This window comes from Xanthomonas sp. AM6, assembly GCF_025665335.1.
GTDB lineage: Bacteria > Pseudomonadota > Gammaproteobacteria > Xanthomonadales > Xanthomonadaceae > Xanthomonas_A.
Window position 1 is genome coordinate 2905778 of sequence record NZ_CP106869.1, and the last position, 13741, is coordinate 2919518.

The following is a 13741-nucleotide window of genomic DNA, read 5'->3' on the forward strand; positions in this document are numbered from 1 at the left end:
TCATTCGGGCTGCTGCTGCGGTTGGCGCTGCGCGGGATTGGGCTGCGCCTCGGCGGACGCGGCGCGCGACTCGGCGATGCCCAGCGCGCGCGCGACGGCGGCCTGCTCGTCCTTCTTCGGCAGCGACTGGGTCTCCCCTTCCGGGGTCAGCCAGCCGCCGCTGAAGCCGGCGCGTTCCAGGCCGGTACGCAGGTACTTGTTCTTCTTCATCACGTTCCAGACGAACTCGTTGCGGTAGTTGGCGATCATGGTGACGATCGCGCCCTGGTCGATGCCGATGTAGTCGCCGGCCACCCAGCCGCGGTTGGGCAGCATGCGCCCGGTCTTGAGCGGGATATCGTAGTTGAAGCTGGGGTTGAACGAATCCAGGAAGCCGTAGCTGGAATAGATGTAGTCGCCGAAGCGCTTGTGCATCTCCTGGGTCGCCGGGATCACCACTTCCGGCGCGAACACGATCGAGGACACCGCCGCGGTCGGCGCGATCGTGCCGTCGTCGAAGGCCTCGAACAGCCCGGCGCCGCGGGTGCGGTAGTGGAAGAACTGGCGCTGCTCGCCGCGGTAGTCCTGGGTGGTGTTCTGCGGGCCGTCGCTGGCGGTCAGGCCCCACACGTTCTCGCCGTACTCCTTCCACTTCATCGGGTTGTCGATGGCGTACTCGCGCTGCGCCAGCGTGGCGCGGCGGCTGTTGAGGAAGTAGTCGATGCCGTGCTCGCGCATGTACTGGTCCTGGATGTCGCGGAAGTCGATCCAGACGTGGTTGTACTGGTGCGCGAACAGCGGCCCGAACGCCAGGTATTCCTGGCCGTAGTACACGCCCCAGTCCTTGTTGTAGGTGCGGGTCCACTCCAGCCACGCGTCGGGTTCCACCGGATGGGTCGGCGAGCCCAGCGCCAGCAGGTAGACCATCATGCCTTCGTTGTAGCCCATCCAGTCGTGCTGGATGAACCCGCGCTCGGGATACCAGCCCATCGTGATCAGCGGCGTGCGCTGCTGCATCCACTTCCAGTCCACGCGGCGGTACAGCGTGTCGGCGATCTGGCGGATCTCCTTCTCATCGGCGCTGTCGCCCTCGTAATAGGACTGCGCGAACAGCACGCCCATCATCAGCAGCGCGGTGTCCACGCTGGACAGTTCCACCCACTGGTCGTAGCGCAGGCCTTTCTGCATGTCCAGGAAGTGGTAGTAGAAGCCCTTGTAGCCGGCGCGGCCGGTGCGCTGCGGGCCGACCGGCACGTCGCGCAGGAAGCGCAGCGTGGTCAGGGTGCGTTGCACCGCCTGCTCGCGGCTGATCCAGCCGTTCTCGTAGCCGAGCGGATACACGGTGAGCGCAAAGCCGATGGAGGCGATGGAGGCGAACGGGCGCGACGGGTAGCGGTCCACCGCCATGCCGTTCTGCTCGTTGGTGGTGTCCCAGAAGAACTGGAAGGTGCGCCGTTCGATATCGTCGAACAGCGGCGGCAATTCGGGTTTGACCAGCTTGGGGGGCAGTTCGGCTTCGATCAGGATCACTTTCACCGGTTTCTTGTCCGCAACGGCCGGTTCCTCGGTTTTCTTGCACGACGTCAACAACACGCCGACCGCGATCGTCAGCATCAGCGAAAAGCGTACGAAAACGCGCTGCTTCATCATCGTGCGAAACCCCTGTGTAATCGTTTACATCCACATCCGAAAATATACCCCACTCCGCGACCGCCGCGGCCCCTGACCATTCGGGAGCCGCGGCAGCAGGCTTACCAGTTCAAGCCGAAGGACAGCTTGAACGTGCGCATCGGCGAGGCCAGCACCCCGTTCGGCGTGCCGTACGACGTGTTGAGGTCGTCGAGGGTGCCGGTGGCGGTGTTGTAGTCCGCATAGTTGGTCCAGTTGAACAGGTTGATGACGTCGGCGCGCACGTTGAACTTGATGCCCGCGCCGGTATCCCATTCCTTGTTCGCCGCCAGGCTGAATTCCTTGTAGCCCAGCGTGGAATCCGGCTTGTACTGGATGATATAGCACTGGTCGTTGCCTGCCAGGCAATTGGTGCCGTAGCGCGGGGTCTGGCTGGCCAGCGACAGCTTGCCCGACAGGGTGATGGCGTACGGCAGGTCGTAGATGCCGGTCACCACCAGGCGGTTCTTCGGGATGCCGCCGGCCTCGCGCCAGCCGTAGCCGGCCATCGACTCCTGGTCCAACGCGTAGTGCTCGCCGTACTGGCGGTTCTCCTTGGCGTCGGAGAAGGTGTAGGCCACGGTCAGGCCCCAGCCCGACTCCTTGTCGTACGGCTTGTCCAGCTTCAGCGCCAGCTGGTTGTTGCGCGTCTCCAGGCCGTTGGTGCCCAGCACGATCGCGTTGTAGCCGTCCGGCGAATCGGTCGGCACGCCGGAGGTGGTGCCCGGCAGGAAGAACGAGCCGTCGGCACGGCGGTTGCCGCGCAGGAACACGAAACCGTCCTTGCTCACGATCCGGCTCAGGGTCACGTCGGTGTACCAGTCGTTGCCCCAGAAGTGCAGCATGTTGCGCATGCCGATGCTGAACTGGTCGGAGTACGGCACCTTGATGTTGTTGTCGATCAGGTAGATCTCGCGGCCGCCGCCGCCGGTGCTGGCAGCGGTCAGCGCGTCCAGGCCGGCCTGGGTGGCGTAGCTGTCGTTCCAGGCCACGCACGGGTCGCCCAGGCAGGGGTTGTTGGCGCTGTTGAAGTAGTAGCTGTAGGACCTGAAGCTGTTGTTGAGCTGCTCCAGCGCCAGGTAGTCGAAGATGTTGCGGTCGTAGGCGCGGCCGGCGCCGCCGTAGATCACGTGCGCCTGGTCGCCGGCCAGGTCGTAGGAGAAGCCCAGGCGCGGCTGCCAGGCGTCCTTGAACGCCTTGCGGTTGTTGCCGGTGCTGATGTAGTTGGCGATGTCGTAGTTGGCGTTGTTGAGGTTGCTCCAGTTCAACAGCGCGCCGGCGACGTCGGCCGGGGTGACGAAGTCGAGGAACGAGGGGGTCTTCTCGTAGTCGTAGCGCACGCCGATGTTGAGCGTCAGGTGCTCGTTGACCTCCCAGTCGTCCTGCAGGTAGATGCCGTACTGCTTGTTCTTGGACACCACCGAGCCGCCGCTGCCGGTGTCGCCCCAGCGCACCCGGTACGGCGTGTCGGTATCGGTCAGGATGTTGTAGTAGTACTGCGGATTGGCCGGATTGATCTGGGTCGAGTCAAGTTCGATGTCCTTGTACTTGAAGCCCATCTTGACGGTGTGGCTGCCGTGCCAGTCCATGCTGTTCAAGGTCAGGTCGTCCTGCAGCGTCCAGCCTTCCTGGCCCTTGTTCTGGTAGCTGCTGCCGGCGCCGGCGGTGAGGATGGTGGTCTCGTTGCCCGCCTGCGGCACGTACGACAGCACGTAGCCGCTGCCGTTGGTGAGCGGGTCCTGGGTCCAGTACGCGCTCTCGTAGCTCAGGTTCAGGTCGTTGAGGAACGCCGCGCCGGTGTACTGCCAGCGCAGGTTGGCGCGCTTCTCTTCCTGGCCGTTGGTGCTGCCGTGCTGGTAGGTGGTGGTGTCGCCGATGTCCGACAGCTCGTCTTCCTTGCGGTACTTGGCGGACAGCTCGAACAGGTGGTTGTCGCCGATCGTCCAGTCGATCTTGCCGAAGTACAGGTCTTCCTTGAACGGGGTGCTGTAGGTGGCGACCAGCGGCTGCAGGTCGGCCGGCAGCTGGTCGACGCGGTCGGCATAGATGCCGCCCGGGATCACCGTGTTGGGCGTGGTGTATTCCTTGGCCTCGTAGGCGACGAAGAAGTGCGCGCGGTCCTGCAGGATCGGGCCGCTGAAGGTCGCCCCGTACTGGGTCTCGGAGAAATCGTCGCGCTCGCCGGCCTTGCGTTCCAGCGGGCTCTCGGCGCGCCAGTCGTCGTTGGTGGTATCCCAGAAGAAGCTGCCGTGGAAATCGTTGCCGCCGGACTTGGTCGAGGCGACGATCGCCGCGCTGCTGACCTGGTCGAACTCGGCCTTGTAGTTGGAAGTGATGACCTTGTACTCGCCGATCGCCGACTGCGGGAACGGGTTGCCGCGGCTGGAGTCCTGGCCGCTGACGCCGCCGGTCAGCACGTAGTTCTTCTGGCTGATGCCGTCGATGTAGACGTTGGTGCCGTTGGCCGAGGTCGCGCCGGAGCGCACCGAGGTGTTGCCCTTGGCGTCGCGCTGGAACTGCACGCTGGGCACGCTGTCGGCCAGCTCGAGGAAGTTGCGCGTGGCCTGCGGCAGCTTCTCGATCTGCACGTTGGAGATGTAGGTGGCGTTCTCGGAGGTGCGGGTTTCCACCAGCACCGGCGGCGCGGTGACCTGCACCGCGTCGAGCGTGGTGGCGCCCTCGCCGTTGGCGGTGGCGGCCGGCGCGGCGCCGCCGAGGTTCAGCGTCGCGGTCTGGCCGACCTGCACGGTGACGTTCTGGGTGGTGGTCTGGCCGTTGGCGGTCAGATCGATGCGGTACGCGCCCGGCGGCAGGCCGCCGACCGAATAGCTGCCGTTGCTGACCTGCACGGTGCGCGACAGGCCGGTCGCCAGGTTGGTGGCGGTGACCTGGGCCTGCGCGGCGGCGTCGGCCGAAACCTGGCCGCGGATGGTGGCGGCGGTGCTCTGCGCGAACGCCGGCGCGGCGCTCAACAGCAGGCAGCTGGCCAATGCGGTGCTGAGCAGCTTGCGGACCGGCCTAGTCGCCGTGTTGGAACGATGGTGCATGAAACCCTCCAGGTTGGTTCTTGGTGTTGTAGTGATTGCGTACACAAGGGAGAAAAGTGCAACAAGTGAAGCGTTACGAACGACAGCGACGAACAGGCGGCGACGACGTTGCGCCGCCTATTCCTTCCTTACGTTGATGCTCGAATCGCGCACGACCAGCAGCGGCGTCAGCGTCTGCCGATGCCCCGCGTCGCTTCCCGGCTGATCGATCAGTTGCAGCAAACGCCGCATCGCCTGCTCGCCAAGGCCGGCGATACTCACCTGCATCGTGGTGAGAGAGGGGTGAACGAAACGCGCCAGCGGAATGTCGTCGAAGCCGGCCAGGGCGACGTCGTCGGGCACGCGCACGCCGGCCTGGGCGAAGGCGTACAGGCAGCCGAGCGCGGTCATGTCGTTGGCGGCGAACACCGCGTCCGGCAGCGCGCCGGCCTGCAGCATCGCCTGCCCCGCCCGGTGGCCCGAGGCCTCGTCGAACTCGCCCGGGAACTCCACGCCCTCGGCCACGTCCGGATGCGCGGCGATGACGTCGCGGAACCCGCGAAGGCGCTCGCGCGCATCGAAGTTCAGTTCCGGGCCGCCGACGAAGGCGATGCGGCGATGGCCCATCGCCAGCAGGTGCTCGGTCATCGCCACCGCGCCGGCATGGTCGTCGATGCTCAGCACCGGGTAGTCGGCATCGGGCAGATGGGTGTTGATCAGCACCGTCGGCAGCGCCTGCGGCAGGTTGTCGGTGAGGAAGCCGGGACGCTCGGCGTACGGCGACAGCACCAGCAGGCCGTCCACGCGCCCGCGCATCGCGCGCAGCGCGCGGCCCTGTTCCTCGGGATCGCCGTGGTAGCTGGACACCAGCAGGTGCTGGCGGCGCGCGCGGGCGGCGCCGTCGATGCCGCGGATCAGTTCGGAGAAGAATTCGCCGTACAGGTCCGGCAGCACCACGCCGATGGTCTGGGTGCGGCGGCTGCTCAGGCTGCGCGCGGCCGCGTGCGGGCTGTAGCGCAGGCGCTCGGCCACTTCCAGCACCAGCGTGCGCACCGGCTCGGCGACGTTCTCGTGCCCGTTGAGCGCACGCGACACCGTGGCCACCGATACCCGGGCCTCGCGTGCGACATCTTTGATGGTGACCGCGCTCTTCGCCATCGTGCCGCCCTCCGCGGCAGAGACTATTGAGAAACTGGCGCGGACTGTAATCGTTTTCAGCGCGAGGCAGAAGCCTTTTGTTATTTTTCCAATAAAGTCTTTTGGATTCAGCTAGTTGGGCAAACAGAAAATCAGCCGAATCATGATGCGTCGCAACATAATCGACGTGCCGATTCCGGTTTTCAGCCCTGTTTCGGCGTCTCGGCGCGGATCGACAGGGCGTGGATGTCGGTCTGCATCATCTCCCCGAGCGCGGCATACACCGCGCGGTGCCGGGCCAGCGGCGCCATGCCGGCGAACGCGGCGCTGACGATATGGACATTGAAATGGCCGCGCCCGTCGCGCGCGCCGGCGTGGCCGGCATGGCGGTGGCCGTCGTCCTCGACCTCCAGCGCCTGCGGCGCGAACGCGGCCTGCAGCGCGGCGCGGATGCGCTCGGCCCGGCGCGCGGCGGTCTCGTTCGGCGCGGGCCCGCTCATGGCAGGGTCTTCCGGAACGGCCGCACCTCGACCCGCGCATACACGCCCGCGGCCACGTACGGATCGGCCTCGGCCCAGGCCCAGGCCTGCGCCAGCGAGTCGAACTCGGCCACCACCAGGCTGCCGCTGAACCCGGCCGGGCCCGGATCCTCGGCGTCGATCGCCGGGCACGGGCCGGCCAGCAACAGCCGCCCGGCCTCCTGCAGCGCCACCAGCCGGGCCAGGTGCGGCGGCCGCGCCGCCGCCCGCCGCGGCAGCGCATCGGCGCCGTCGTATCCCTCGATCACGTACCACATCCCGCCACCTGTCCTTCGCTTCGCATATGAACCCCGCACAATTCTAGCGCCACAGCGCTGGACACCGACCCGGCAGGCGCATTACCCTTGGTTCCATTGCACGCGGCCGGATGCAGCGGCCCGTCGGTGATTGGCGCCCCAGCCCCTTCCGACGACCGATTCGCTGCCTGACACCCGCCCGCGCAGACGTCCTCCTCGAGCTGTTCCGTCGCCGCGACTCGTGCGGCGTGCGCCTTGTGTCCTGTTGAAGTGTGGATCGCGTTGCGGGGATGACGCGACGTGAACCGCAGTACTGCAGGCAAGGAGCCGAGCCGGATCGCCCTGCCCGGCCCTTCGCTACCGCAACACCTGATGTCCAATCGATGACCTCCGAACTCGCGCTCGCCGCGAACCCGCCAATCCAGCCGACCGCGCCACAGCAGCAGGAAATGCCGCTGGCGGTGGTGCATGGGCAGCCGGTGCTGCAGATCCCGCAGGACCTGTACATCCCGCCGGACGCGCTGGAAGTGATCCTGGATGCGTTCGAAGGCCCGCTGGACCTGCTGCTGTACCTGATCCGCCGGCAGAACCTGGACATCCTGGACATCCCCGTGGCCGAGATCACCCGGCAGTACGTGGACTACATCAACGTGATGCAGGAGCTGCGCTTCGAACTGGCGGCCGAATACCTGGTGATGGCCGCGATCCTGGCCGAGATCAAGTCGCGCATGCTGCTGCCGCGGCCGCCGGCGCAGGAAGGCGAGGAAGCCGACCCGCGCGCCGAACTGGTGCGTCGCCTGCAGGAATACGAACGCTTCAAGCAGGCCGCCGAGGACATCGACGCGCTGCCGCGGCAGGACCGCGACACCGTGCCGGTGCAGGCGCACGTGCCCGACCGCGCCGCGGTGAAGCTGCCGCCGCCGGTGGAGCTGAAGGAGATGCTGCTGGCGCTGTACGACGTGCTCAAGCGCGCCGAGCTGTTCAGCGGCCACGCGATCAAGCGCGAGGCGCTGAGCGTGCGGCAGCGGATGGGCGACGTGCTGAGCCGCCTGGAAGACGGCAGGTTCTACCGGTTCGAATCGCTGTTCAACGCCGAGGAAGGCAAGCTCGGCGTGCTGGTCACCTTCCTGGCCCTGCTGGAACTGGCCAAGGAACAGCTGCTGGACATCGTCCAGGAGCCGATGGAACACGCCGGCGTCCCGGGCGAACGGCGCCCGCTGGCGCCGATCTACGTCAAGTCGCTGGCGCTGGGCAACACCAACGAACCGCTGCAGTTCAACAGCGAGTTCGACGACAGCGACGCCGCCAACGACCCTACCTGAGTCCACGAAGACCCACCTACGCATGGATCAAGCGCTGATCAACCGCATCGTCGAGGCCGCCCTGCTCGCCGCCAACCAGCCGCTGCCGCTGGCCCAGCTGCACGGCCTGTTCCCCGAGGACGAGCCGGCGCCGCCGGGCAGCATCGAGCGCGCGCTGGAGCAGTTGCGCGAGGCCTGCGCCGGGCGCGGCGTGGAACTGGTGGAAGTGGCCTCGGGCTTCCGCTACCAAGTCAACAGCGAGGTGCACCCGTGGGTGGCGCGGCTGTGGACCGAACGCAAGACCCGCTACACCCGCGCCACGCTGGAGACCCTGGCGCTGATCGCCTACCGCCAGCCGATCACCCGCGGCGAGATCGAACAGGTGCGCGGCGTGGCGGTCAGCAGCAACATCATCCAGGCGCTGGAAGAGCGCGAATGGATCCGCGTGGTCGGCCACCGCGACGTGCCCGGCAAGCCGGCGCTGTTCGGCACCACCAAGGGCTTCCTGGACTACTTCGGGCTCAAGCGCCTGGACGAACTGCCGCCGCTGTCGGAACTGAAGGACATCGGCGAACTGGAACCGCAACTGCAGCTGGACCGCGACACCCTGCCGGTCGGCGACATCGCCCAGGCCGGCGCGGCCGATGCCGAGGCCGATCCCGACGCGGCCCCCGCCGAGGCGAGCGGCGATGACGACGCCGCAGCCGACCTGGCGCCCGCATCCGATCCGGACGCAGCGCAGGCCGACGCCGATACCGCAGCCGACACCACGGCCGTGGACGACACCGGCGCGACGGACGACACCGCCGCCGCGCCCGGCGACACCGAAAGCGATACCGATGCAGACGCCGTCACGGCCGATGCCTCGTCTGCCGATACCGCCCCGACGGGCGAACCCGAAGCCGCGCCGGGCGAGCGCGCGGCGGATGCGAACGAAGCCGAAGACAACGCCGTCGCGACGACGACCGTGGCTGTTGACGATGCCGATTCCGAACCACAGGCCGACGCAGCCCGCGCCGGCCGGAGCCAAGTAAATGAGTGACACCTCCCGCAAGCTGTCGTTGAACAAGCTCTCGCTCAAGCGCGATGCCGCCGAGCAGCCGAAACTGGAAGAACGCCTGCACAAGGTCCTGGCGCAGGCCGGCCTGGGGTCGCGCCGCGCGCTGGAGCAGCGCATCGCCGACGGCCTGGTCAAGGTCAACGGCGACGTCGCGCAGACCGGCATGTCGGTCAAGAGCGGCGACAGGATCGAGCTGGACGGCCGCAGCTTCGTCGCCAGCGCGCTGACCGAGCCCTCGCGCGTGCTGATCTACAACAAGCCCGAAGGCGAAGTGACCACGCGCGAGGATCCCGAAGGCCGCCCGACCATCTTCGAGGCGCTGCCGGCGCTGAAGGGCGCGCGCTGGATCGCGATCGGCCGCCTGGACATCAACACCACCGGCCTGCTGCTGCTGACCACCGATGGCGAGATGGCCAACGCGATGATGCATCCGTCCTACGAGATCGAGCGCGAGTACGTGGTGCGCGTGCGCGCCCCGGAAGGCGAGGACAAGGTGCCCGACAGCATGGTCGAGCGGCTCTCGCGCGGCGTGCTGCTGGAGGACGGCGGCGCCAAGTTCGATGAGATCGAGCGCATCGGCGGCACCGACTCGCACGACTGGTTCCGGGTGGTGGTCAAGGAAGGCCGCAACCGCGAAGTGCGCCGCCTGTGGGAATCGCAGGGCTGCCAGGTCAGCCGCCTCAAGCGCACCCGCTACGGCAAGGTGGCGCTGCCGCGCGAACTGCTGCGCGGGCAGTCGATCGAGTTGGCGCCGGACAAGGTCGAGGCGCTGCGCGCCGAACTGAAGCTGGAGGAAGGCACGCCGTCGGCGCTGACCCTGCAGCCGGTGATCGGCCAGCGCAAGGCGGCCAAGGCCACCGTGCAGGTCGGCCGCGGCGGCAACGCCTACGTCAACGGCCACAACGTCGCCGACGAAGGCCGCGAGCTGCGCCGCTTCGACAACTTCCGCGAGGACCGCGGCCGCGGCCGCGGCGGCAAGAAGCCGCACGGCGGGCTGACCGTCAGCGGCGAGATGGCCGCCAAGCAGGCGCAGAAGCCGTTCAAGCAGCGCAACCCGAAGGGTCCCAAGCCGCTGCCGGACGGCAACCCGGCCGCGTTCCGCACCTGGTACGTGCCCGACGGCGTCAGCACCGGCCCGACCGGCCACCGCAATGCCGGTCCCGCCGCCCGCGGCGGCCCGGGCCAGGGCCGTCCCTACGGCAAGCCGCGCCCCGCCGCGGCCGGCGCCGGTGCCGGCCAGGGCGCTGGCCGCGGCCAGGGCCAGGGCCAGCGCAAGGCGCACCCGTACGGGCACCCGGGCAACGCACCGAGCTTCCCGTCCGACCACGCCAACCCCGGGTTCAGTCCCTACGGCGCCGCGCCGCGCTCGGCGCGTCCGGCCGGCCCGCGCGCCGACGGGCAGAAGCGCGGCCCGGGCGGCCCCGGCGGTCGTCCGGGCGGCAACCGCCCCGGTGGCGGGCGTCCGGGTGGCGGCGGCCGCCCCGGCGGCGGCAACCGCGGCCCGCGCGGCGGCGGCTGAGCGGCACGCGACCGGCGCCCAGCGCCGGCCGGCCAGGCCTGACACACGAAGGGCGCCCGCGGATGCGGCGCCCTTTTTGCTGGGCGGATGCGCAGGCCGATGCAACCAGCGCGGGATCAAATAGCGATGCCGGTGCGGAGGCGCGCCGAACCGGTGCGTCGGACAACGGGGCATTCCTCGACCATCGCCGCGTCGCGCGCAGCGAGCCTCCTGCGCCCTCCGCAGGAAGGGCATGGCACGCCGGATGGCGTGGTCACTGCCGAGGACGGCAGCGCCCGATCCGCAATCGCGGGAACGCCGCTGCCCGGCGCCCAGAACACATCGCCCCCGTGACGGCGGCTAGGGAGTGCTGGCGCGGCATGCCGAGCTATAGGCCACGGCATAGGGTTTATCCAGGCATCGCGCCAACCCCTCGACGACGTCGGCATTGGGCGGCCACTGCATCTTGAGCGTCTGCCCGTCCTGCATCGGCAATTCGATGACACCGTCTTTGAGCGGCGGCAACTCCGGCGACGGCGGCACCGACGCCAGCGCCTTCCGTGCCGCTGCCAACGCCCGCCCATCGTGGGCAAGGAACGCCACGGTCGCATCGACGTAGGGATTCCAGCCGGCGGGATCCTGCTGCGCAGGCTTCCTGGACGCCCGCATCAGCGCCATCGCGGCGGTGTAGTCGCCGGCGAACGCGCGCAGTTGCCCCTCATGCCAATACAGGACGCCGGTATCGGCGAGTCCCGGATGCGCGGTTTGGTAGTCCCGGATCAGGTCGGCCGCCGCCGTTTCGCATCCCGGCCGCGCCGCGAGCGCTCGCCAGCCACCGCCACCGTTGCGCACGTCCTGGTCGAACTGCTGCTGATCCAGCGCCAGCAGCGCGGGCCTGTCGACCTTGCACGCGTCCATGTCCGGCCCGGCCGCGGCCGCGGCATGCGCCGACAAGAGGGCCACAAATGCACCGGACAGCACCATCGCGCTCTTCATCGCCTTTCTCCTGCTCCGGCGCGCATGCGCCGAAATGGCCGTCGCGCGGCGTCGCGGCGCGCCGCCAGCCCATGCGCGGCGCAGGCGAAGCCGATATCCTAGACGGCCTTGCTGCCGAACCGCCGGCGGCACCCTGCCATCCGAGGATAATCCATGTCACGGAAGATGCTGCTGCCCCTGTTGATCGCCGCCGTGCTGAGCCTGGGCGCCTGCAAGAAGGTGCAGGAAGAAGTCGCCGCCGCGCAGAACCCCTACCCCAAGAGCTCGCCGCTGCACGAACCGTTCGACCGCATGCTGCGCAAGCTGGTCAACGATCCGCGCTACGTGGCGCTGCTCAAGCAGGGCGACAAGGCGCAGGCGCAGCGCGCCGGCTTCGAACTGGCGCAGAAGGGCATCGCGCGGCTGGACCACGCCACGCTGGAACAGCGCCTGGAGATCCTCGCCGCGGTCAGCGAGAAGGTCGACGTGCCCAAGTGCGCGCTGCTGGCGCGCGGTGGCAACCCGAACGATGCACAGGCGATGAGCGCGGCGATGCTGCAGGGCCTGGAGACGCTGCCGCCGGCGCAGATCGACCGATGGTTCGACGTGTCGCTCAAGGCCACCGATGCGCAGCTGAGCAACACGCCGCCGCAGACGGTGGCGCCGGCCGACGTGGAAGCGGCGATGACCAGCCTGGTCACCTCCCTGCCCGCCGACGAACAGCAGCGCCTGGTGAAGGTGTTGCCGCAGATGGCGCAGTCCAGCGACGAGGACGCCTGCTGGGCCGCGCGGACGCTGTACAAGCAGGCACTGGCCGCCAAGGAACCGGTGCGCGGCCAACTGGCCTGGGTGTTCGCCCAGCAGTAGGCGGGACAGCGCGCGCCGCGGGCGTTACCGGCCCGCGGCGCTCTGGCGCCGCCGCGATCGCAGGCGGCGCCGCGCGACTCAGCGCCGCTCGATGGTGAAGCCGCCGACCGCCACGCCCAGGTCCCAGCCCTTGCCGGTGCCGGCCAGGGCCAGCGAGATGTCGCCCTTGGTCATCACCTGCGCATCGGAAGACTTGACCGCGCCGGCATGCGCCTCGGCCACCGCGTAGGTGCCGAACAGGTCGTTGAGCGTGTACGCGCCGGTGAAGCGGCCGCGGCCGTCGACGATCTTCGACTTGCCCACGCTCAGCCCGCCGCCCTTGGCGCTGATCTTGACCGGGATGCTGGAGCCGTTGTCGCAGGTGATGGTGCCGGTGCCGGTGGCGGTCTTGTAGAACACCGACCAGCCCGACAGGCTGAAGCGCAGCTGGCAATCGATGTTGCCGGCGGCATGCGCCTGGGGCATGAAGGCGATGCCGGCGAGCAGCGCGGCGGTGGTCAACAGCTTGTTCATGGCGACGCTCCGTGGATGTGAAGACGGAGCCGAGCCTAGCAGCGCGCCGCGCAAGGCGGCGTGGTGGACAGCGCGTCCGGCACAGCGCCGTTCAGCGATCGGCGTTGGCCACGCCGAGGGTGAAGGCGTCGGCGTCGAGCATCGCGGGGAAGCGTTCGCGGTGCGCGGCCAGCGCCGCCGCCGAGATCGTGGTGGTGGCCACCTGCTCGCGCTCGCGGATCTCCAGCTGCGGCTGGCCGAGGAAGTCGATCACCGCGCTGTCGCCGGCGTAGTGCAGGCCGTTGCCGTCCACGCCCACCCGGTTGACCGCGGCCACGAAGCACAGGTTCTCGATCGCCCGCGCGCGCAGCAGGGTGCGCCACGGGTAGGCGCGCGCCGAGGGCCAGTTGGCGACGAAGATCTGCAGGTCGAAGTCCAGCTGGCCCGGGCGCTCGACGTCGTAGCGGTTGCGGCAGAACACCGGGAAACGCAGGTCGTAGCAGACCTGCGGATTGATCCGCCAGCCCTTCCACTCCACGCACAGCCGCTCGCGCCCGGCGGCATAGCGCTGGTGCTCGTTGGCGTAGCGGAACAGGTGGCGCTTGTCGTAGTGCTGCACTTCGCCGTCGGGGGTGGCCCACAGCAGGCGGTTGAAGACCTTGGCCGCGCCGTCCTCGCCGGCCACGCGCAACTGCACGCTGCCGGTCACCGCCGCACCCAGCCGCGCCGCCTGCTCGCGGATCCAGGCCACGGTCGGCCCGTCCATGCCCTCGGCCTGGTCCAGCGCCTCGTTGGAGAAGCCGCTGGTGAACGTCTCCGGCAGGATCACCAGATCGGTGCCCCCGGCCAGCGGCGCCAGCAGCTCGGCGTAATGCGCGCGATTGCCGGCCGGATCGTGCCAGCGGGTGTCGCCTTGGACGAGGGAGATGCGGAGGTCGTTCATGGTGGGGCCGGGAATTGGGA

General features: G+C 68.8%; 12 protein-coding genes. 4 read left to right on the forward strand and 8 right to left on the reverse strand.

All coding sequences use genetic code 11. The annotated features are described in order from the left end of the window. The 5 genes from OCJ37_RS12225 to OCJ37_RS12245 form a co-directional block, all read right to left on the reverse strand. Complete coding sequence (locus tag OCJ37_RS12225; protein WP_263109715.1) at window positions 1–1629, reverse strand: glucoamylase family protein; 1629 nt, start codon at window positions 1627–1629, stop codon at window positions 1–3. 101 nt (window positions 1630–1730) lie between these two features. Beyond that, the gene (locus tag OCJ37_RS12230) at window positions 1731–4694 is read right to left on the reverse strand and encodes a TonB-dependent receptor (RefSeq protein WP_263109716.1); all 2964 of its coding nucleotides are present in this window, start codon (window positions 4692–4694) and stop codon (window positions 1731–1733) included. Between the two features lie 117 nt (window positions 4695–4811). Beyond that, window positions 4812–5831, reverse strand: a complete 1020-nt coding sequence (locus OCJ37_RS12235) for a LacI family DNA-binding transcriptional regulator (protein ID WP_263109717.1) — start codon at window positions 5829–5831, stop codon at window positions 4812–4814. 182 nt (window positions 5832–6013) lie between these two features. Continuing rightward, the gene (locus OCJ37_RS12240; protein WP_263109719.1) at window positions 6014–6310 is read right to left on the reverse strand and encodes a BolA family protein; all 297 of its coding nucleotides are present in this window, start codon (window positions 6308–6310) and stop codon (window positions 6014–6016) included. Continuing rightward, a complete protein-coding gene (locus OCJ37_RS12245; RefSeq protein WP_263109721.1) occupies window positions 6307–6606 on the reverse strand; it encodes a YciI family protein in 300 nt (99 codons plus the stop codon). The genes OCJ37_RS12240 and OCJ37_RS12245 overlap by 4 nt, the downstream gene beginning before the upstream one ends. Before the next feature lie 362 nt (window positions 6607–6968). Between OCJ37_RS12245 and OCJ37_RS12250 the strand changes: the two genes are divergently transcribed. The 3 genes from OCJ37_RS12250 to OCJ37_RS12260 are packed head-to-tail and all read left to right on the forward strand — an operon-like array spanning window position 6969 to window position 10465. Further along, window positions 6969–7907: a segregation and condensation protein A gene (locus OCJ37_RS12250; RefSeq protein ID WP_263109722.1), complete on the forward strand. Its 939-nt coding sequence runs from the start codon at window positions 6969–6971 to the stop codon at window positions 7905–7907. A gap of 22 nt (window positions 7908–7929) precedes the next feature. Continuing rightward, on the forward strand, window positions 7930–8928 hold the full coding sequence (gene scpB / locus OCJ37_RS12255) for an SMC-Scp complex subunit ScpB (protein WP_263109724.1): 999 nt from the start codon (window positions 7930–7932) through the stop codon (window positions 8926–8928). Continuing rightward, window positions 8921–10465 (forward strand): pseudouridine synthase, encoded by a 1545-nt coding sequence (locus tag OCJ37_RS12260; protein ID WP_263109726.1) that lies wholly within the window; start codon window positions 8921–8923, stop codon window positions 10463–10465. The genes scpB and OCJ37_RS12260 overlap by 8 nt, the downstream gene beginning before the upstream one ends. 339 nt (window positions 10466–10804) lie before the next feature. On the opposite strand, the gene OCJ37_RS12265 is transcribed toward OCJ37_RS12260, so the two are convergent. Next, entirely contained in the window at window positions 10805–11440 is a 636-nt protein-coding gene (locus OCJ37_RS12265) for a hypothetical protein (protein ID WP_263109727.1), read from the reverse strand. A 153-nt stretch (window positions 11441–11593) separates the two neighbouring features. Between OCJ37_RS12265 and OCJ37_RS12270 the strand changes: the two genes are divergently transcribed. Then, a complete protein-coding gene (locus OCJ37_RS12270; protein WP_263109728.1) occupies window positions 11594–12286 on the forward strand; it encodes a hypothetical protein in 693 nt (230 codons plus the stop codon). Between the two features lie 78 nt (window positions 12287–12364). Here the strand turns inward: OCJ37_RS12270 and OCJ37_RS12275 are convergent, their stop codons facing one another. Beyond that, the gene (locus OCJ37_RS12275; protein WP_263109729.1) at window positions 12365–12799 is read right to left on the reverse strand and encodes a hypothetical protein; all 435 of its coding nucleotides are present in this window, start codon (window positions 12797–12799) and stop codon (window positions 12365–12367) included. Window positions 12800–12890: 91 nt separating this feature from the next. Then, complete coding sequence (locus OCJ37_RS12280) at window positions 12891–13721, reverse strand: amidohydrolase (protein WP_263109730.1); 831 nt, start codon at window positions 13719–13721, stop codon at window positions 12891–12893. Between the last annotated feature and the right edge of the window lie 20 nt (window positions 13722–13741).